General features: G+C 44.6%; 18 protein-coding genes and 1 pseudogene. 8 read left to right on the top strand and 11 right to left on the bottom strand.

From position 1 onward, the window contains the following. Positions 1-223: pseudogene (locus AB7E53_RS10570) on the top strand (sulfatase); the annotation flags it as partial. Between the two features lie 139 nt (positions 224-362). On the opposite strand, the gene AB7E53_RS10565 reads toward AB7E53_RS10570, so the two are convergent. Next, complete coding sequence (locus tag AB7E53_RS10565) at positions 363-1,781, bottom strand: sialate O-acetylesterase (RefSeq protein WP_446775570.1); 1,419 nt, start codon at positions 1,779-1,781, stop codon at positions 363-365. A 329-nt stretch (positions 1,782-2,110) separates the two neighbouring features. Here AB7E53_RS10565 and ahpC point away from each other — a divergent pair, with 329 nt between their 5' ends. Next, a complete protein-coding gene (gene ahpC, locus AB7E53_RS10560; RefSeq protein ID WP_079683930.1) occupies positions 2,111-2,677 on the top strand; it encodes an alkyl hydroperoxide reductase subunit C in 567 nt (188 codons plus the stop codon). 67 nt (positions 2,678-2,744) lie between these two features. Next, positions 2,745-4,298, top strand: a complete 1,554-nt coding sequence (gene ahpF / locus AB7E53_RS10555) for an alkyl hydroperoxide reductase subunit F (protein ID WP_446775568.1) — start codon at positions 2,745-2,747, stop codon at positions 4,296-4,298. Positions 4,299-4,465: 167 nt separating this feature from the next. On the opposite strand, the gene AB7E53_RS10550 is transcribed toward ahpF, so the two are convergent. Together AB7E53_RS10550 and AB7E53_RS10545 are read right to left on the bottom strand one after the other, a co-directional pair. Continuing rightward, the gene (locus AB7E53_RS10550) at positions 4,466-6,001 is read right to left on the bottom strand and encodes an arylsulfatase (RefSeq protein WP_350456404.1); all 1,536 of its coding nucleotides are present in this window, start codon (positions 5,999-6,001) and stop codon (positions 4,466-4,468) included. A 230-nt stretch (positions 6,002-6,231) separates the two neighbouring features. Further along, positions 6,232-6,864 (bottom strand): NAD(P)H-dependent oxidoreductase, encoded by a 633-nt coding sequence (locus AB7E53_RS10545; RefSeq protein ID WP_179400415.1) that lies wholly within the window; start codon positions 6,862-6,864, stop codon positions 6,232-6,234. A 308-nt stretch (positions 6,865-7,172) separates the two neighbouring features. Between AB7E53_RS10545 and AB7E53_RS10540 the strand changes: the two genes are divergently transcribed. From AB7E53_RS10540 to AB7E53_RS10520, 5 genes are all read left to right on the top strand, one after another. Continuing rightward, a complete protein-coding gene (locus tag AB7E53_RS10540; RefSeq protein ID WP_446775566.1) occupies positions 7,173-8,738 on the top strand; it encodes a glycoside hydrolase family 43 protein in 1,566 nt (521 codons plus the stop codon). Between the two features lie 63 nt (positions 8,739-8,801). Then, positions 8,802-9,698 carry an AraC family transcriptional regulator gene (locus AB7E53_RS10535; protein WP_079683925.1) on the top strand — a complete coding sequence of 299 codons (897 nt, stop codon included), beginning with the start codon at positions 8,802-8,804 and terminating at the stop codon, positions 9,696-9,698. A gap of 140 nt (positions 9,699-9,838) precedes the next feature. Further along, positions 9,839-10,957: a glycoside hydrolase family 26 protein gene (locus tag AB7E53_RS10530; RefSeq protein WP_446775564.1), complete on the top strand. Its 1,119-nt coding sequence runs from the start codon at positions 9,839-9,841 to the stop codon at positions 10,955-10,957. Positions 10,958-10,963: 6 nt separating this feature from the next. After that, positions 10,964-12,142 (top strand): glycoside hydrolase family 130 protein, encoded by a 1,179-nt coding sequence (locus tag AB7E53_RS10525; RefSeq protein WP_079683923.1) that lies wholly within the window; start codon positions 10,964-10,966, stop codon positions 12,140-12,142. 21 nt (positions 12,143-12,163) lie between these two features. Further along, on the top strand, positions 12,164-13,558 hold the full coding sequence (locus AB7E53_RS10520) for an MFS transporter (RefSeq protein WP_446775562.1): 1,395 nt from the start codon (positions 12,164-12,166) through the stop codon (positions 13,556-13,558). Positions 13,559-13,585: 27 nt separating this feature from the next. Here AB7E53_RS10520 and AB7E53_RS10515 read toward each other — a convergent pair whose 3' ends face one another. From AB7E53_RS10515 to AB7E53_RS10480, 8 genes are all read right to left on the bottom strand, one after another. Beyond that, positions 13,586-14,146 carry a GNAT family N-acetyltransferase gene (locus AB7E53_RS10515; RefSeq protein WP_446772486.1) on the bottom strand — a complete coding sequence of 187 codons (561 nt, stop codon included), beginning with the start codon at positions 14,144-14,146 and terminating at the stop codon, positions 13,586-13,588. Between the two features lie 21 nt (positions 14,147-14,167). Then, positions 14,168-14,581, bottom strand: a complete 414-nt coding sequence (locus AB7E53_RS10510; protein ID WP_446775560.1) for a hypothetical protein — start codon at positions 14,579-14,581, stop codon at positions 14,168-14,170. A 124-nt stretch (positions 14,582-14,705) separates the two neighbouring features. Next, positions 14,706-15,230 (bottom strand): HD domain-containing protein, encoded by a 525-nt coding sequence (locus AB7E53_RS10505; RefSeq protein ID WP_068184995.1) that lies wholly within the window; start codon positions 15,228-15,230, stop codon positions 14,706-14,708. A gap of 375 nt (positions 15,231-15,605) precedes the next feature. After that, the gene (locus AB7E53_RS10500; RefSeq protein WP_446775558.1) at positions 15,606-16,922 is read right to left on the bottom strand and encodes a M56 family metallopeptidase; all 1,317 of its coding nucleotides are present in this window, start codon (positions 16,920-16,922) and stop codon (positions 15,606-15,608) included. Between the two features lie 4 nt (positions 16,923-16,926). Beyond that, a complete protein-coding gene (locus tag AB7E53_RS10495; RefSeq protein WP_079683919.1) occupies positions 16,927-17,292 on the bottom strand; it encodes a BlaI/MecI/CopY family transcriptional regulator in 366 nt (121 codons plus the stop codon). A gap of 124 nt (positions 17,293-17,416) precedes the next feature. Beyond that, the gene (locus AB7E53_RS10490; protein WP_446775556.1) at positions 17,417-18,184 is read right to left on the bottom strand and encodes a tetratricopeptide repeat protein; all 768 of its coding nucleotides are present in this window, start codon (positions 18,182-18,184) and stop codon (positions 17,417-17,419) included. Further along, positions 18,157-19,257 (bottom strand): glycosyltransferase family 2 protein, encoded by a 1,101-nt coding sequence (locus AB7E53_RS10485; protein ID WP_446775554.1) that lies wholly within the window; start codon positions 19,255-19,257, stop codon positions 18,157-18,159. Before AB7E53_RS10485 ends, AB7E53_RS10490 begins: the two co-directional genes overlap by 28 nt. After that, positions 19,254-19,508 (bottom strand): hypothetical protein (locus AB7E53_RS10480; protein WP_446775552.1); only part of this gene is annotated, 255 nt, incomplete at its 5' end. The genes AB7E53_RS10485 and AB7E53_RS10480, both read right to left, overlap by 4 nt.

Raw genomic sequence — 19,508 nt, 5'->3', positions numbered from 1 at the left:
ACAGGGAGACTGGAAACTTATTTATTATTACGAAACCGGCGCTAAAGAGTTATTCAATCTAAAAGATGATCTGGGTGAAGCAACCAATCTGGCATTAACAAATCCTGAAAAGGTAAATGAGTTATCCACGAAGCTAGGTAAGTTTCTACGAAAATCAGGCGGTCAACGTCCTTCGTTCAAAGCAACAGGGAAACCTGCTCCCTGGCCCGATGAAACATTCTGAACAGAATATAAGAGGATTTTATAACCCCAAGCGCTACGCCCAACAGATCCTGATGCTACTTTCTGAACAGTACAAAAGAGGAATGAATCCCTGAGATTCATTCCTCTTTTGCTGTAAGGGATAAACAAACAGATACGTCTTACCAATTGTCGGTACGGAACGGAACCACCGGCAACTCCCTGTGATTGTACAGATTTCCAATCAGAAAGTTACGAAAGCAGTAGCGAACTGCTGCTGGCTCCTTCACTTTATCGCAGGAAACAACCACTATTTTTTTATTAAAGTCGGCTTTGGCTTCGGCAGGATAGAATATCTTATCGGCTCCAGCCATCTCAAAACCTATAATTCCCTCTTCTCTGCTGAATCCCTCCTGGGCATGGTCAAAGCTTATATATGCTTTACCTTCATTTATTTCCATAGATTTATAAGAAGGACCGTAACACCATACACTATTCTTAAACCCGTAGGTATTGGCCAAAGCCATATAGCAAAGCCGCTCTCCCACCTTCGTCTTATTTTTGGGATGGATATTTTTCCGTTCGTAATCTTCCACCAGGTCGTTCGTGCTGATCATACCGCTATTCGGGATTAACCTTTGTGCATTGAATTGAGCCTCCCTAAGATAGGCAGCCGCATCCCCTTCTCCATATTCAAACGGAGCAATCTCTACAAAGTAAAAAGGCAATTCACCCAATCCCCATTCCTCACGCCAAAGCTTAACCATGGTTGCCAGCCGGTCGGCATAGGTCTGATGTCTGCCTACATTCGATTCTCCCTGATACCATAAAAAACCTTTGATAGTATAGTTTACCAATGGCTTCAACATTCCATTATACATAATCATAGGTTGCAACATTGGGTGAATTTTATCAGTACCGGCCAACGATAAATCCACGTCCGGATAGTTCTGAAGTATTTCCTTTTTCATCCAACCTTCTACCGTTGAACCTCCCCAACTACAGTTGATGATTCCAACCGGTATATCCAGAGATTTAGTAAGCATCATGGCAAAATGAAAAGCAGTTGCACTGAACTGGGCAGTATTCTCGGGATTACTTTCCATCCACTTTCCTTCACAGGAAGATTGAGGCTCGGTCTTCCCAACATTCGGGATGGTAGCCACCCTGATATGTTTAAACTGACCGGAAGTAGCTATCAAGGCGTTGGCTCCTTCAATCGGACAATTCCAGAAACCATTCAAAGGCATCTGCATATTAGATTGTCCGGAACAAAACCAAACCTCACCAATCAAAACATTCTTCAGCGTAGTCTTTTCGCCATCGTTTATAACAATTTCATGTTTTTGATAACTTGCCTTTGGGGTAGCAACCAACACAACCCAGTTTCCTTTTGCATCCGAAACGCCATTATAAGTAAGGTTGTTCCACGAGGTTGTAATCGCAATTTTCCGATTGGGAGTAGCTTCTCCCCACAGTTTCACCTTAGTATTCTGCTGTAAAACCATGTTATCTCCAATTATATCCGGAAGCTTGACTTTCGCAAACGAGACTGCCGAACATACAAGAAAGAGGATAAAACCCAAAATGATCTTTTTCATATAGATAGAATTTTAATAGATGATAAATAAATAATAGTTCATAAAACAATAGTGGTCGTCCTTCCTTTAATTAACGCAATGAAACAATTTGTAAAAGTAAGACTTTTTTTATTTGTTAAAATAAATTACAATACTTTTCGATTTACAATTATTGAGATTCAGTCAATTAGAATTAAACCCAGACTTGGGATCCAAGCAATTACACAATCATATTAATTTCATCTATCAGCACATAAAATCAATCAATTGAAAATATAGCCCGATTCCTAAAATGGCGATTAATTTTGTGTCGTAAAACATAAACAAACACATTTAAATAATAAAAAATTATGAGTTCAATTATCAATTCTCTGGTTCCCGAATTTAGTGTTCAAGCTTTCCATCAAGGAAAATTCAAGACAATCTCATCCAGCGATGTAAAAGGTAAATGGGGTATTTTCTTCTTTTATCCAGCCGATTTCACATTCGTATGTCCTACAGAGTTGGAAGACATGGCAGACAAGTATGCTAAGTTTCAGGAAATGGGAGTAGAAATTTATTCTGTCAGCACCGATTCTCACTTTGTACACAAAGCATGGCACGATGCATCAGATACCATCCGTAAAATAAAATATCCGATGTTGGCCGATCCAACGGGAGCTTTAAGCCGTGCATTCGGAGTTATGATAGAAGAAGAGGGTATGGCTTACCGCGGAACCTTCCTTGTAAATCCGGAAGGACAGATTAAAATCGCAGAAATCCACGACAATGGCATCGGTCGTAATGCTGATGAATTACTACGTAAAGTAGAAGCTGCTCAGTTTGTAGCCACACACGTTGGCGAGGTTTGTCCGGCTAAATGGAAAAAGGGAGAAACAACTCTCAAACCAAGCATCGACCTGGTTGGTAAAATCTGATAACAATCATTCGGAGGCTGTACCAATTGGATACAGCCTCTTTTTTTAACTACAAAAAAAATATACTATGTTAGATAGTTCTCTTAAAGAGCAATTAAAGAGCATCTTCGCCGGACTGGAAAATAACTATACCCTGGCAGTAACGGCATCGCCTCAACACGATAGCCGCGAAGAATTAATGGATCTGCTGCGTGGGGTCGAAGCATGCTCTACCATGATATCATGCGAAGAATCTGCTGGCGAAGGCCTTTCATTTACTCTGTTGAAAAATGGAGAACCTACAGGCATATCATTTCGCGGGATACCGACCGGCCATGAGTTTACCTCCTTGTTGCTTGCACTTCTTAACCTGGATAAAAAAGGGAAAAACATCCCCGACGAGCACATTCAGTCTCGGGTAAAATCTTTAAAAGGTCCGATTAAGCTTACCACCTACGTATCACTTACCTGCACGAACTGTCCCGATGTTGTACAGGCCCTGAATGCCATGACGACCTTAAACAGTGAAATCAGCCACGAGATGGTAGATGGCGGTATCAATGAAAAAGAGGTGGAAGCTTTAAAAATCCAGGGAGTTCCCTCGGTATTTGCCAATGGGAAACTGATTCATGTGGGACGAAGTGATTTTGGTGAGCTACTGAGCAAACTGGAAGCCGAGTTTGGGGTAAATGAAATCAATGAAGAAAAACCTGCTAAAAATTACGATGTGGTTGTTGTGGGAGGTGGCCCTGCTGGCGTTGCCGCAGCGATCTATACCGCACGTAAAGGATTAAAGGTTGCCCTTTTAGCCGAACGTATCGGTGGACAAGTAAGAGAAACCGTAGGAATTGAAAATCTGATTTCTGTCCCGGTAACAACCGGACAAGAGTTGGCTAACAACCTTATGGCGCACATCAATGATTATCCCATCGATCTATTGGAGCATCGTCGTGTTGAGAAGGTATCCACCGAAGGGATAAATAAGATACTGAAAGTTTCCGGAGGTGAAACTTACGTGACGCCGGCCCTGATAATTACTACCGGAGCCAGCTGGCGCCGACTCAATGTTCCGGGAGAAGCAGAGCATATCGGGAAAGGAGTGGCATTTTGTCCGCATTGCGATGGTCCTTTCTATAAAGGTAAACACGTTGCTGTGGTAGGTGGAGGAAACTCCGGCGTAGAAGCCGCAATCGATTTGGCAGGAATCTGTTCCAAGGTTACCATTCTCGAATATGCCGACGAGCTGAAAGCCGATCAGGTATTACAAGACAAAGTGAAGAGTCTGCCAAACGTTGAAATCATTCTTCAGGCACAAACATCTCAGGTTATTGGAGACGGAAGTAAAGTAACTGCGATCCAATATAAAAACCGGGAAACCGAACAGGAAGAGCAGGTAAAGCTGGATGGCGTCTTTGTACAGATTGGGTTGGCTCCCAATAGCAGTGTATTTAAGGATGTTGTAAAAACAAATCATTCGGGCGAAATCCATATCGATTCCAATTGCCGGACCAACATTCCGGGTATTTATGCCGCCGGTGATGTTTCTACAGTACCATACAAGCAAATTATCATTGCCATGGGCGAAGGAGCCAAAGCAGCTCTTTCTGCTTTTGAAGACCGCATCCGAGGAGTTCTTTCATAATATCTCCATTCATTGATCTGTATCCGGACTATAGGATGAAGGAACACTCTCTTTTGCTAAAACATAAAAGTTAAAATTCAAGAGGGTGAATCGGCCGTACGATTCACCCTCTTATTTCATTACATAGGACTCATTCCCGGAAGCAGCGTATAGATGCTTAAGGATAATCAGTCGTTATTCTTATTTTTTTCTTTATCCAGTATGGCTTGCAATTCTTTCACTTTATCGGGATATTTATCTGCCAGATTCAGTTTCTCGCCCTTATCTTTTTTCAAATTATAAAGCTGAGGAAGTTTACTGTTGCCCAACTCCGTATTGGTTAGTTTATTATAGGCAGGGCCATTACCCGGAGCAATGTATTTCCAGTTGCTGGTTGTAACAGAAAGAGATCCGGCTTGCTCTATAATATATTCGCGTCCCAGCTTAGTCTTTCCCAACAATGTATTTAAGAAGTCCCTGCTATCCGGCGCTGATCCTTCGGGCAAAGTTGTATTCAACAAGGAGGCCATGGAAGCAAACAAATCCAACTGCGAAACCAGAGCAGAAGACACTGCAGGCTTTACATTAGCCGGCCAGCTTACAATAAAAGGAACCCTCGTACCCGCTTCGAAATTACTGTACTTTCCTCCCCTGAAATCGCCCCAGGGACGGTGTTTCCCTAGCAACTCAACAGCCTTATCCTGATAACCGTCATCCACTACCGGACCGTTGTCACTGGTTAAAACAATCAACGTATTTTCTGTCAGCCCCAACTTATCAAGCACCTTCAATATCTCACCTACACTCCAGTCGAACTGCAACAAGGCATCACCACGGGCACCCATTCCACTTTTTCCCACAAATCGTGGATGAGGAACACGGGGCACATGGGCATCATTCGTTGCAAAATAAAGGAAAAATGGTTTGTGCTGATTATCTTCTATAAATTGAACCGCTTTGGTTGTGATGCTATCGGCTATATTTTCATCTTTCCAAAGAGCCTGCTTTCCTCCTTTCATATATCCTATTCGAGAAACCCCATTAACGATGGCCTGGTCGTGACCATGATTTACACTGGGTTTCAACACCGTAAGCAATTCGGGATGATCTTTACCCAATGGCTCTCCGGGGAATGGCGTCGTATAACTTACCTCAATCGGATCATTGGGATCCAGATTTACCACCCGCTGATTCTCAACAAATACACACGGAACCCTATCGCCCGTGGCCGCCATGATATAAGAATAATCGAAACCGATATCCTTTAATCCGGGTGTAATAAACCCGTTCCAGTCCTGTGTACCTGCCTTATCACCTAAACCCAGATGCCATTTTCCCACAGCACCGGTAACATATCCCCCCGACTGGAACATATCAGCCACTGTATGCTGTTCTGGTCTGATAATCATACCAGCATCGCCCGTAGCTATACCGGTATCATTCCTGCGCCACGCATATTGTCCGGTAAGCAATGAATAACGCGACGGCGTACTGGTTGCGGCAACGGCATGTGCATCCGTAAAACGGACACCCCGTGAAGCCAGCGCATCTACGTTGGGTGTATGAATAGTCTTTTCGCCGTTACAGCTCAAATCTCCGTAACCGATATCGTCTGCAAGGATAAAAATAACATTAGGACGTTCTGATTGTTGTGCATGGGTAGTCTGCAGAGAAGACAAAACAGCGGCTCCCACCCCGAGACAACCGATAAGTGTGTTGTTCATGATATTATTTGTTTAGCATTAAGTAAATTTCTTCCTGGCATTTAACCGGGCCAAATATACATATATTATGTAAAAACAGGGCACAATTTGGTTCTATAAAGCAACTTACCTCAATAAATCAGAAAGAAACGGGGATGAATCATCTCATATGATCCATCCCCGTCATCAAATTAATAAAGCGTAAATGTAAACAACAATCTAATAATCAAGTACTGACCATATAAAAGGCATTACTTAATTTCGGAAACAAACTCTTCTTTCGGACGTCTAACTTTCTTTAGATTTACCAGCCAGTCGTTGGCCTCGTCGCGATAGCCCAATGGCAACATGGTTACGCTACGCAAACCCTGCTCGCGAAGTCCCAGCAGCTTGTCCAATGCTTCTGCATCAAAACCCTCCATAGGAGTGGCATCCACTTTTAATTCGCCTGCAGCAGCAATAGCTAATCCAAAGGCAATGTAAGATTGATGAGCCGCATGGATAAAGTTCAGTTCGGCATCGCGGTTACCATATATACTTAAAAGTCTGTTTTTGTATTCATCCATCGTACCGGTTGGTAGTCCCCTTTCCGCTACGGTATAATCCAATATCTGTGTAATACGTTCGTTTGTATAATTATCCCACGCAGCAAAAACCAATAAATGCGAACAATCAGCAACCTGAGATTGATTAAAGGCAATCGGTACAATTTTTTCCTTTAGTTCCTTGTTGGTAATAACAATCACCTTGAAAGGTTGTAAACCGGAAGAGGTAGGAGCCAATCTGGCCGCCTCTACAATTGCTTCCACTTTTTCCTGAGGCACGGTTGCGCCATTCATCTTCTTCGTTGCATATCGCTCGTTGAGCACTTTTAATAATTCCATCGTTTTATTCTATATATTTATTTATGATTCTTCTTTTTGATACAACACTTAAACTGTTTTACAACATAAAATGTTCCGGAAGAAATAGATAAAATCTATTAAATGATGTCTATTTTAGCTATCATTCAATATCTCAGAAAAGGATTCCAGCCGGATTGATTTGTATTTCAGCCTGTAAATACCTATACTTGCACTGTTTTTTTAGCTGTACGAAGTAATATAACAGCGGCGGTTGACATATATCACAGACAAGCACAATGAGTTAAAGATCACAATAACTGAGTAAAAACAATTGCAATTTGTAAAAAATGAGAAATCTAGTATTATTATTGGGGGTTCTTTTGGGAACTTTTATGGGCATGCATGCACAAGAGGGCTATCAGAATCCGGTTATTCCCGGATTTCATCCGGATCCAAGCGTCTGTCGGGTTGGAGACAATTATTATCTGGTTACAAGCAGCTTCGAATTCTTTCCCGGAGTTCCGGTATTTCATAGTAAGGATATGATCCATTGGGAACAGATAGGACATTGCTTAACAAAGCCATCGCAGTTAAAACTGGATAAAAGCGGTGCATCCGGTGGAATCTATGCCCCAACGATCCGGTATAACAACGGAACATTTTACATGATAACGACCAACGTTTCGGACAAAGGAAATTTCATCGTACACACCAAAGATCCCGCCGGCGAATGGTCGGAGCCCGTTTGGCTGAAACAAGGGGGTATCGACCCTTCTCTCTATTTTGAAGGAGATAAATGCTACATGGTTTCCATACCCAACGGAATCTGTTTGTGCGAAATCAATCCTCTTACCGGAGAACAACTCACCGAGTCAAAGAAGATATGGAACGGAACCGGCGGAAGATACCCCGAAGCCCCTCATATTTACAAGAAGGATGGCTGGTATTATCTGCTGATTGCCGAAGGAGGAACCGAATACGGACACATGGTAACCATAGCCCGGAGCAGATCGATAGACGGACCGTACGAATCGAATCCTGCTAATCCGATCCTTACCCACAGAAATGAAAATGCACAGAATAATCCGATTCAGGGAACCGGTCATGCCGATATCGTACAGGCACACGATGGTTCCTGGTGGATGGTATTGCTGGGCTTCCGTCCTCAATCCGGAACGCACCATCTTTTGGGAAGAGAAACATTCCTTGCTCCTGTTCGCTGGGATCAGAATGCGTGGCCGGTGGTGAATGGAAACGGAACCATCTCCCTGCAGATGGATGTACCTACACTCCCTCAACAGAAAACAGCGGATAAGCCGGTGCGGACCGATTTTTATGAACCGTATCTGGGTTTTGAATGGAATTACCTGCGTAATCCGGATCAAAAACGCTATAGCCTTGATGAGAGGAAAGGTTTCCTGCGACTAAAGGCTTCGTCTGTTACGTTAGACCAGATAGCTTCTCCTACTTTTGTGGGCAGAAGGCAGGAGCACATTGCATTTACGGCAACTACCGCCCTGGAGTTACAACAAGGGTCGGCAAACGATGAGGCGGGTGTAACACTCTATATGAACCCTGATTTTCATTACGATCTGTATTGCAGGCAGCTCGGCAACGGCAAACAGTCGCTTGTATTACGTTACCGGTTGGGCTTGATGAACCACATCGAAAAAGAGATAACGCTACCGAAAGGGAAACTGTATCTGCGCGTGAAGGGAGGAAATGAGCATTACACCTTCCTCTACTCGACTGACAATGTTACCTTTCATGAAGCAGGAAAAATGGATACCAAGCTGATAAGCACTGAAACCGCAGGCGGATTTACAGGCATCTACATCGGACTCTATGCTACGGCCTCTTCATCATCGTCGAAAGCCTACGCAGATTTCGACTGGTTTGATTATGCTTATTGACGCAGAATCGTACCTTTGACACTGAATAGCTGTACATAAAAACATAACATCGCCTTTTAGAGGATGACAACAACCGGAGACTCGAATCATATTATCCGCGAGATAACACCGCTTTCGGATAAAGACTGTTTTTATATCGTTGAACGATATAAAACGGAATTTACATATCCGCTTCATTGTCATGCCGAATACGAACTTACATTTATCGAAAAAGGCGCAGGTGTAAAGCGTATCGTTGGCGACTCGGTAGAGGTGATTGGCGACTACGACCTGGTATTGATTACCGGCAAAGACCTTGAACATGTTTGGGAGCAGCATACGTGTGTATCTTCTAAGATAAGGGAGATCACAATTCAGTTCTCATCCGATCTGTTTAATCAAAGCCTTTTAAACAAGAATCAGTTCGACAGTATTCATAAAATGCTCGAATCGGCATCCATGGGTATAAGTTTTCCCATGGATGCCATTCTTAAAGTGTACGATAAACTAAACACCCTTGCTTCGGAAAAAGAGGGTTTCTATGCGGTCATTAAATTTCTTACCATCCTGTATGAACTCTCTCATTGCGAAAATGCCCGTACATTGGCAAGCTCGTCCTTTGCCCGGATGGAGCTGAATGCCGACAGCCGGCGGGTTAAGAAGGTACAGGAGTATATAAACAGCCATTATACGGAAGAGATAAGGCTACACCAAATGGCAGATCTAGCCGGAATGACCCCGGTGGCATTCAGCCGGTTCTTCAAGCTTCGTACCGGAAAAAGTCTTTCCGATTTCATAATTGATATCCGTTTGGGCTATGCCGCCAGGCAATTGGTAGACTCCACCCACTCCATATCCGAGATCTGCTTTGCCTGCGGATTCAATAACTTGTCCAATTTCAACCGGATATTCAAGAAGAAAAAAGGATGTTCGCCCAAGGAGTTCAGAGACAATTACCGGAAGACTAAAATCCTCTTTTAGTAAGCTGGTTAAAATTGTATCGGTTTTAGATAAATAATGCGTGGTTTAATCTGCCTCATTCACCTACTTTTGCGTCCATAAGAGTAAAGACCTGTCGGATCACACATCCGACTTTCAGGAATCAAAGAAATGTAGGAAAAATGAAAAAAATCGCAACCATCGTTTGTGCATCCTTTCTGCTATTAGCATGTAATGCCGAGGGCAAGCAACAGGAAGATGCCGGGAAGACAGTACAACGTACCGTCCAGACCGAAAATCTGCTTAAAAATCTTAAAAAAATCCATCAAACCGGGTTTATGTTTGGTCACCATGATGATCCGCTGTACGGAATCAAATGGGAAGGGGATGCCGGCCGCTCCGATGTTAAAAGTGTGTGCGGAGATTATCCGGCAGTGATGAGCTTCGATTTAGGACACATCGAACTGGGCAACAAAGAGAGTCTGGATAAGATTTCCTTCGATAAAATCCGGACTGAAATGATAAATCAATACAAACGCGGAGGAATGGTCTCTGTAAGCTGGCACCTGGACAATCCCCTTACCGGAGGAGATTCGTGGGATGTTAAAACTCCGGGCGCAGTAACGGCGATCCTACCCGGCGGTTCAAAACACGAACTGTTTCTTACCTGGCTGGACCGGATTGCAGCTTTCTTCAATCAGTTGAAGACAGACGAAGGCGAAAAGGTGCCTGTGCTTTTCCGTCCCTGGCACGAACATACAGGAAGCTGGTTCTGGTGGGGAAAGAATCTTTGTACACCCGATCAGTATAAACAGTTGTGGCAGCTCACACGCAGCCGTCTGGACGAGAAAAAGGTAGACAACCTGCTTTATGCCTATTCTCCGGGAACGGAAGGTATCGGAGATGTGTATATGGAACGCTATCCGGGCAACGAATATGTGGATCTGCTGGGTGTGGACGGGTATCAGTTCGGCGGTGTTGCAGGAACCGATAATTATATAAAGACACTGGATATGATGCTGGCCTTTATGACCGAAAAGGGAAAAGAGCTGGATAAGCCCATCGCCCTTACGGAAACGGGACTGGAGGCTCTGCCTATGAGTAACTGGTGGACGGAGGTTCTGTTGCCTGTGGTTGAAAAGTATCCGGTTGCTTATGTACTGGTATGGCGGAATGCCCGCGAACGTGATAATCATTTCTATGCACCGTATCCCGGTCAGGCTTCGGCTGCCGATTTTGTGAAATTCTACGAAAACCCGAAAACCCTGTTTAGTCAGGATAATTTAAACTTATACAAATAAAATCTGATGATGACTTTTCAAGACAAAGTGGCCAGACTGATGCACGAGCACGAAGTGTTGGTTACGGCAAAGAACGAACCGGTTGCCGGAGGCAACGGAGTATATACACGCTATAAGAACCCGATTCTTACGGGTGCACATACACCTGTTTTCTGGCGTTACGACCTCAACGAGCAATCCAATCCATACCTGATGGAACGTATCGGGATGAATGCAGCCTTTAATTCGGGTGCGATGAAATGGAATGGCAAATATATACTCGTGGTGCGTGTAGAGGGAGCCGACCGTAAATCCTTTTTTGCCGTAGCAGAAAGCCCCAACGGAATAGACAACTTCCGCTTCCGGGATTACCCCATCACCATGCCCGACACGGAAGATCCGGCCACCAACATCTATGATATGCGGCTTACGGCCCATGAAGACGGGTGGATCTACGGAATCTTCTGCGCAGAACGGCACGATCCCAAAGCAGCGGCAGGCGATCTGTCGTCGGCTACAGCCACGGCTGCCATAGCCCGCACCAAAGACCTTGTCGACTGGGAACGACTGCCGGATCTTAAGACTAAAAGTCAGCAACGCAACGTTGTACTTCACCCGGAATTTGTAAACGGCAAGTATGCCCTTTATACCCGTCCGCAAGATGGCTTTATAGATGCCGGCAGCGGAGGCGGAATCGGTTGGGCACTGGTGGATGATATGACCTGCGCCGAAGTGAAGGAAGAAAAGATAATAGACCTGCGATACTACCACACCATCAAAGAGGTTAAAAACGGTGAGGGTCCGCATCCCATAAAAACACCTCAGGGCTGGTTGCATCTGGCACATGGAGTAAGAGGTTGTGCCGCCGGATTGCGGTATGTACTTTATATGTATATGACCTCCCTGGAAGATCCTACCAGACTGATAGCCACACCGGGCGGTTTCTTTATGGCTCCGGAGGGTGAAGAACGGATTGGCGATGTATCAAATGTGTTGTTCACAAACGGATGGATCAAAGACGAAGACGGAACCGTGTATATCTATTACGCATCGTCCGACACACGGATGCATGTGGCTACGTCGACTGTCGACAAGTTGGTGGACTATTGCATGAACACGCCGGCCGACGGACTTACCACCGCCGCTTCGGTTGAAACACTTAAAGACTTGATTGCACGGAATCTTAAAACATTGGGAAGGGAGTAATTCCTTCCCTCCCTCTATACCATGATTAAATTAAAGGAAAAGATCGGCTATGGCTTCGGCGACATGGCCTCGTCCATGTTTTGGAAACTGTTCGGTTCCTACCTGATGATTTTCTATACGGATGTGTTCGGGTTGCCTGCTGCGGTAGTTGGCACCCTGTTTCTGGTAACCCGCGTGTGGGATTCGGCATTCGATCCCATTGTGGGCGTGGTGGCCGACCGTACCCATTCCCGCTGGGGTAAATTCCGTCCTTACCTGCTTTTTCTGGCCATTCCCTTTTCTGTAATCGGAGTGCTTACCTTCGTCACCCCTTCATTCGGCGATAACGGAAAGCTGATTTATGCCTACGTTACCTATTCGTTGATGATGATGGTCTATTCGGCCATCAACGTACCCTATGCCTCTTTGCTTGGGGTGATGAGCGACAACCCGAAAGAGCGTAACACATTGTCGACCTATAGGATGGCATTTGCCTATATCGGAAGTTTCATTGCACTGCTCCTCTTTATGCCGATGGTAAACTTCTGGAGCGGTCACAGTAAAGAAATTGCCGCTCAGCAACAAGGCTGGACCCTAGCGGTGGCAGTGATAGCCGTAATGTGCGCACTATTGTTTATCGGTTGTTTTGCCTTTACCAGAGAACGGGTCAAGGCGCTTCACGAAAAGCAGGCGCCCTTAAAGGAGGATCTTAAAGATCTATGGAAAAACCGCCCCTGGTGGATCCTTCTGGGTGCAGGAGTTGCCGCTCTGGTATTTAACTCCATCCGCGACGGAGCCACTGTGTATTATTTTAAATACTTCATTGTTGAAGAAGACTTCCAAACCATTTCATTCTTCGGAGTGTCGTTTGTGTTGAGCGGACTCTATCTGTCGGTGGGGCAGATAGCCAACATCGCAGGAGTGATACTGGCAGCCCCCGTAAGCAATCGTATCGGGAAAAAGCAGACCTATATGGGTTCGATGGCTATAGCCACCGTTCTAAGTATTCTCTTTTTCTGGTTCGACAAAGATAACCTGGCCCTGATTTTTACCTTCCAGATACTGATAAGCATTTGTGCAGGCAGTATTTTCCCGCTGTTGTGGTCTATGTATGCCGATTGTACCGACTATTCGGAGCTTAAGACCGGCAACAGAGCCACCGGATTGATATTCAGCTCCTCCTCGATGAGTCAGAAATTCGGATGGGCCATAGGAAGTGCACTTACAGGCTGGCTGCTCTCCTACTTTGGATTCGTAGCCAACGAAGTGCAGCAAGCGGAAGTTATTCAGGGAATCAAGATGTTTATGAGTTTTCTGCCTGCCGCAGGAACCCTGCTTTCCATCGTCTTTATCAGCATGTATCCCCTCAGCGAGAAAAAGATGCTGGAGATAAGTGCCGCATTAAAAAGCCGAAGAGCCGAAACAGTGAAAAGTTAAAGCAGACTCAAGCAGCATGCAAACTATTTATTGGGGAGCTACATCCAGCTTCAGCAGGCTGTAAACCTCAATATCCGTATAGATGCCACCGGTGAGCAATTCCCCGTCCCGCTCGATACCCTCAAAAGTAAAGCCGAGCCGGCGGGGAATACGTTTACTGGGCTCATTACCCACAGCGCACTTAATCTGTATCCGATTCATATTCAATTCCTGAAAAGCAAAATCACACAACGCTTTTACCGCGGCAGTCATAATCCCTTTCCCCTGATAGGGCTCGCACAGCCAGTACCCAATCTCAGTCTTACGATTCATCCGGTCTGTATCCTTAAATCCGATAAGGCCGGCAAAGGAGTCGTTAACCCGTATGGCAAACAGGTGCTCCTTTTTATCTTCCGGAAGCTCCAAAGCCTCCGTAACAAACTGAACCGAATCTTCTACAGACCGGGTAAACTCTACAAATGGAAGCCATTTCCCAAGATAGTCGCGTTGAGAATCGATTGCCCGAAAAATATCTTCGGCATCTGTCAGCTGCAGGGCGTGCAACCGGGCCGTATCATTTAGGTTAGTATTCAAAATCATTTTCATCATCAAATTACAATAAATCACAAATCAATCGCAGGTTTTCTTTTTAAGGGTGATAACCACAGCTCCGAAAACGGCTTCTTTTCCATATTTCTCAACGGCTGTACTATCCTTGAGAACCTCTACCATTTCGATGGTATTGGGATCAAGCCCTTCGATGGAAGCCCGTTTCTCGCCATCCACAATATACAAAGGCTTTTTAAGTCCGCTGGCCGCACTCGTAACCAGGGTCACTCCCCTGTTCAAACTTCCGGAAGTATTTCCAAGGGTAGAATTAGACGATTTATAGGTAATGGAGGCCGAGTCGGCTCCGCTTACAAACGTTGGTGTAGTGATGCGTTTCTGCGCCTCTGCAGATGGGGCATTTAAAATTAGGGCGGTAAAGAGCAGGGCGGGAGCCATTGCACGCATAATTACGTTGCGATAGGTACTTTTATTCATCTTACTGTGTATTATTAGGTATTAAGATCTGGCAAATAAACAAAATGTTCCTGATATTTAACTGAAAACATAGTTAAATAAACATTATTTCCCCACCAGGTGAGTGGGAATCCCCCCTTGCAGCTTAATCCGACTTGATATCCATCTTTCCGTGATGGAAGAATAATTCGAACAAGGCCTTACCCGAGGCTGTCCGCACCATATTCTTTTCGTACAGAGCAGCCTTCTCCTTTGGATAGTATCCTTCCATCAGATTCACAATCAGGTCGGCTTCAAACAACGCTTCGAATCCATATTCCTTTGCCATGGGCAACTGATGATGCGTACCTACAACCTTTACCAGCCAATCGATCTCCTTAGGAGCCAGTTTGCCATAGGCAGGCATCCATTCGGACACAATTTCGGCTCCGATCCGTTCCTGATTAACGGGCAGGCAATTGCCGTAAAGCTCCTTGGAACGAGGACAACCAATGTCGTGCAACAAGGCTGCCAGCTCCAGCAACAATACTTTGCGGGTCTTGTAACCCTCCCTTAAAGCAATCAAACGCGTATATTCGTGCACACAAAGTGTATGCGTAATCTGAGACATGTCTTTTGATGCAAAATATTCTATCACACGCATCATCAGGGTATTCACAAGGGTTTTCATACAAATAAAGTTTTAATACCAAACTGCGAATAGAACAATCGAAGGGGGGCAAACGTTTACACAAACCGCTAATCTCTTCATTTTTACAGGTTCAGGCATACGGGTAAACCGAATCCGGATTACCTGGAATCCACAACAAACCCAGGAGATCTAACCGCATATCATACGAACCGGAAGGCATAAACAAACAGGAACTAAGCACAAAAGAATATACATCTGCACCACGGGCCCACGGGGACGATAAAACGCGCCCATGGAGCCGTTTAAACGGGCCCATGGGCGCAATGTACAAACTATACTTATCCTGCAGTAAAGTACAGGGAGATCCCGACTTAAGTCCCGGTAGATTCCGGACTGTTTACTATTGGGATTGGCTTACTCTTTCGCTTTCTTCATGGTGATAAGAATCACACCATTTTCGCCTCGCTTACCATAAATGGCGGTAGCTGACTCTCCTTTAAGCACATTTACACTTTCAATATCATCCGGATTAATGGCATCGATGGAAGATACGGGAAGTCCGTCTACTATAAATAGGGGTGTTGCTTCAGGGGTTAGTGAACCTGCTGCCTGATTTCCCCAAGCGGATGTGTCGGTACGCAGTACAATGGTGGTGTTGGTGTTACTATTGGCCGTCACCTCAATCTGATTGTCTCTGACTTCCGTTTTAGTTACCTGCCTGGCTGGCTGTCCTTTTACACCTGTAACTACCAGTACATTCTCCTTCGAGCCGGGTTTGTTATCCAGATGAACCATCTGAACATTCATTACAACTTTGGTTGAGTCGGAGACCGGGCGATCGCTCTTAGCACGTTTCTGTGCATTAACGGCCGGTGCAGCCAAAAGAACGGCAGCCAATACAACTACAGGAATACCCGAACAATAGATGAGTCGGGATGCAGAACTTGAATTCTTTTTTGTCATCATTTCAATACGTTTTTGCAGACTACGGTAGGACAGATTGCTTGCCATGGCAAAGGTTTGCTCGCCAGCGCTTCTGCGGATTAATACTAATTTATATTGGGTTGCATCGATGCCATCACTAAGTAGACGCCTGTCCGCTTCGAACTCATGTATCTGAAGCAATAAACGTCTGAGCAGCCAGCCGAACGGGTTAAACCAGAACAGCAGGTTCAGCAGGGTTATTATAATTAAATCAATTGAATGACGCAGACGGATGTGGGCCTGTTCGTGACCGATTATCAGATCGCCGTTCCGTTCAAGATCTGTATTGGAAATCACTATCTTATTCATCCAGGTAAAGGGAGTTACATCCTGTTCCGTTACATAGATCTTTGTGCCGTCCTTCCATAACCTCACGTCACTGCCTCGTAGTATCTTCCCTACCTGTACACAGGCTCTCGCAAAATAGGCGGCAACAAGCAGCAGGCCTGCAAAGTAGAGATAAACAAGAACCTCCATCCACGGAAAAGCCGTATGCACTGCGGCAGGAATTGCAGTCCCCTTGCCGGATAGGATAAGGGTGCTGACCACAATCTTTTCACGGTCATACAGATGGGATAGTCCGTCTGCCTGGAAAAAGGGCAGACCTATCGAAAGGGCAAAAAGGATAAAAAGCAGGTAACGGTTCAGGCGGTGGAATACGCTCTGCTTTACCGACAGATAGAAAAAGCCGTAAAACAGAAGCAGACAGATGCTGTTCTTCAATAAAAAGTACAAGAAAGGTTCCATAGCTTTATTCCTTTGATTGTTTTTCCACCTCTTCCAATAACCTCTTTACTTCGTCCACCGAAATCTTATCTTCCCTTATAAAAGTAGAAACAACATTCAGATACGAACTATCGAAATACTTTTTGATCACATTTCCCAGGTTTCCTTTCTTATATTCTTCTTCACTTATCACCGGGAAATAGCGGAAAGTTGTACCCAGTGCTTCGTGGTTCAGGTAGCCTTTCTCTTCCAGGCTACGCACATAGGTGGATATGGTGTTGAAATGTGGTTTAGGATCCGGATACATATCAACGATCTGTTTTACGAACAAAGCTCCGGCCGACCAGAAATGGCGCATCACCTCTTCTTCTCTTGTTGTTATCTCTTTCATTTTATCGCAATTGTTTTATTTAAAAATATCACAATGCAAATAAACTAAATATTATAGTTTTACAACTAAATATTATAGTTAAACAAACTAAAATATTTAGTTAAAGAAAGAAGAGGGTGGAATTTTATTTCTTATTCTTAGCCGCAGTCCGCTTCGCAGCAGGATATAACGTATCTTTAACCCAACTGAATTCGGGTTCTTGCTGCAGTATTTTTTCATAAATCAGTACTGCTTTCTGCCATTGCTTCTCTTCTTCGTAGTGTCTGGCAATGGTTGTAAGCACATTCAGATATAACCAGTTTTGTTTAAGGTTTTGATGCTTTTCCATGCGTAACACCGCTTTCTCGTACAAACGTACGGCTTCTTTTTTATCTCCGCCAAACATACCGGGCATGTGATACAAAAGATTGCCTTTGTCCAGGATGGCCTGCACATTCTGAGAGTCCAGCTTATAGGCTCTATTTATATATGAAATACTTTCTTTTCCCAATGTTAAGGCCTTAAACTTATTGGTTCCAATTCGGAAACCGATAAAAGATCCTTTATAGGCAAGGGCGGTTACATCGTTGGGGGCCGACTTTAACAGGGCGTTCAGATGTTTCTCTCCTTTAGTGATATAGCCCTGGGCCTTATCCTTCTGGTCTGTTCCTAAAAGAAAGCCAATATAACCATAGTAATAGCCTACCAGCTCTTTCCGTTCTTCGTCGGTGATATCATCCGAACGCTCTTCCATCAGTCGGATGATTGCCTCCCACCGGGACATGTCTCCCTGTATATAGGCCAGATAGATGGGTTCCCGATAGGTACTCTGCCCCATCGCAACGGCGGAAGAATAGGTCAACAGCAGACTAACAAACCAGATTCTTATTGCAATATATTTCGGTCTTTCCATATAAGTGTTTTATTTCTAAAATTTTGAATCGCTTTATAAACAATACTCACCAGCACGATTTGTTTTACCGGCATCAACAGTACATTATACAAAACCGACTGCTTGCTGGCCAACGAAACAAACAGCTGGATCAACATCAGACAAACCAAATAAATCATACCCATCTCCAACCCGTTAAACACAAAAATCCAACCAGGAGCTATGGTTGTATATAAAACAAAAAAGATGGTTAAATATTGGCTTCCACCGAAAAAATAAAAGATATTCTTCGTAAACCCGTTGATTGCACCTCCCAGGTCGCGATACATCAGGCAACGGATCGATTGGTCGCCCAGCAAAGTGGCCACCTTCAACCTGCGTTCTTTAAAGAATTTCAGTATACGTATATCCTCCACCCGGTTGTGTTTAAACAACTTATGGGGCATGTAATGGAGATAGGTTGCCGCATCAAAAAGCATAAACTGACCATTGGCGGCAGAAAAGCAGGTCCACGGCGATAAACGTACCAGCGAAAGGGGAAGCAGACTAAGCAGGATCAGATTCATTAACGGAATACTGATGCGTGTTCCCCAGTTGGACATCTCCTGTTTGGGGAAAACAGACAACAAGGTAAGCCCCTGCTCATTCATGTAAGACACAGCCCTTTCAATCAGATCACTTTCCACCCGCACATCGGCATCCAGAAAAAGCAACCGGTCTCCATGCGCTTCAGTAGCCAAGCGGTGGCAGGCATGATTCTTTCCCAGCCATCCGGAAGGCAGCTCATCGCCTTCGATCAGCCGGATGTATGCACATCTCTCCATGTATGTACGCACCACCTTCGCGGTATCGTCCGTCGAGTTATCATTATATACCAATATCTCCTGTATCGTATCCTTGCAGCCCATCAGATCTTCAAGTAGAAAACCGATCGCGTTCGCTTCATTTCGTGCGGGAATCAGTACCGAGACTCCTCCCAGGCTTGTATACTTCTTTGGCTTTGGAAGGTAGCACCGGCTCCACCAATTACAAAAAGAGACAAGCAAACGTACGCATGTAAGTCCCATGAATAAATATCCCAGATAGACCATCATTCTCGTTGTTTTAATTTACATGCTGCAGCAAACAGATTAAACTCGTCTTCAATTCGTTCCAGCGAGGTGATGTCTCGCAATGGAAACTCTTTAAGATAAACGGTAAGTCCGGGCTTGTTATCCGAGAAATAGTCGATCAGGTTCACATTAAAAACCAGCTGGATCTCATTCATCCTTTTACCGAGCAGGTATTCAAGTCCCCTTTCAAACCGTATATCCGATGTATATAAACTCTTTATTTCTCCCTGCGG

This window comes from Macellibacteroides sp., from assembly GCF_050251695.1.
GTDB lineage: Bacteria > Bacteroidota > Bacteroidia > Bacteroidales > Tannerellaceae > Macellibacteroides > Macellibacteroides fermentans.
Note: the sequence above shows the minus strand (reverse complement) of the source record. Positions and strands in the feature narration are given on the sequence as shown.

Excerpts from the sequence above, each read along its gene's own strand:
- AB7E53_RS10500 (WP_446775558.1), bottom strand. The coding sequence starts at position 16,922 with ATGGAACCTTTCTTGTACTTTTTATTGAAGAACAGCATCTGTCTGCTT.
- AB7E53_RS10490 (WP_446775556.1), bottom strand. The coding sequence starts at position 18,184 with ATGGAAAGACCGAAATATATTGCAATAAGAATCTGGTTTGTTAGTCTG.
- ahpC (WP_079683930.1), top strand. The coding sequence starts at position 2,111 with ATGAGTTCAATTATCAATTCTCTGGTTCCCGAATTTAGTGTTCAAGCT.
- AB7E53_RS10545 (WP_179400415.1), bottom strand. The coding sequence starts at position 6,864 with ATGGAATTATTAAAAGTGCTCAACGAGCGATATGCAACGAAGAAGATG.
- AB7E53_RS10525 (WP_079683923.1), top strand. The coding sequence starts at position 10,964 with ATGATGACTTTTCAAGACAAAGTGGCCAGACTGATGCACGAGCACGAA.
- AB7E53_RS10540 (WP_446775566.1), top strand. The coding sequence starts at position 7,173 with ATGAGAAATCTAGTATTATTATTGGGGGTTCTTTTGGGAACTTTTATG.
- AB7E53_RS10565 (WP_446775570.1), bottom strand. The coding sequence starts at position 1,781 with ATGAAAAAGATCATTTTGGGTTTTATCCTCTTTCTTGTATGTTCGGCA.
- AB7E53_RS10535 (WP_079683925.1), top strand. The coding sequence starts at position 8,802 with ATGACAACAACCGGAGACTCGAATCATATTATCCGCGAGATAACACCG.
- AB7E53_RS10550 (WP_350456404.1), bottom strand. The coding sequence starts at position 6,001 with ATGAACAACACACTTATCGGTTGTCTCGGGGTGGGAGCCGCTGTTTTG.
- ahpF (WP_446775568.1), top strand. The coding sequence starts at position 2,745 with ATGTTAGATAGTTCTCTTAAAGAGCAATTAAAGAGCATCTTCGCCGGA.
- AB7E53_RS10485 (WP_446775554.1), bottom strand. The coding sequence starts at position 19,257 with ATGATGGTCTATCTGGGATATTTATTCATGGGACTTACATGCGTACGT.
- AB7E53_RS10505 (WP_068184995.1), bottom strand. The coding sequence starts at position 15,230 with ATGAAAACCCTTGTGAATACCCTGATGATGCGTGTGATAGAATATTTT.
- AB7E53_RS10520 (WP_446775562.1), top strand. The coding sequence starts at position 12,164 with ATGATTAAATTAAAGGAAAAGATCGGCTATGGCTTCGGCGACATGGCC.
- AB7E53_RS10530 (WP_446775564.1), top strand. The coding sequence starts at position 9,839 with ATGAAAAAAATCGCAACCATCGTTTGTGCATCCTTTCTGCTATTAGCA.
- AB7E53_RS10510 (WP_446775560.1), bottom strand. The coding sequence starts at position 14,581 with ATGAATAAAAGTACCTATCGCAACGTAATTATGCGTGCAATGGCTCCC.
- AB7E53_RS10495 (WP_079683919.1), bottom strand. The coding sequence starts at position 17,292 with ATGAAAGAGATAACAACAAGAGAAGAAGAGGTGATGCGCCATTTCTGG.
- AB7E53_RS10515 (WP_446772486.1), bottom strand. The coding sequence starts at position 14,146 with ATGATGAAAATGATTTTGAATACTAACCTAAATGATACGGCCCGGTTG.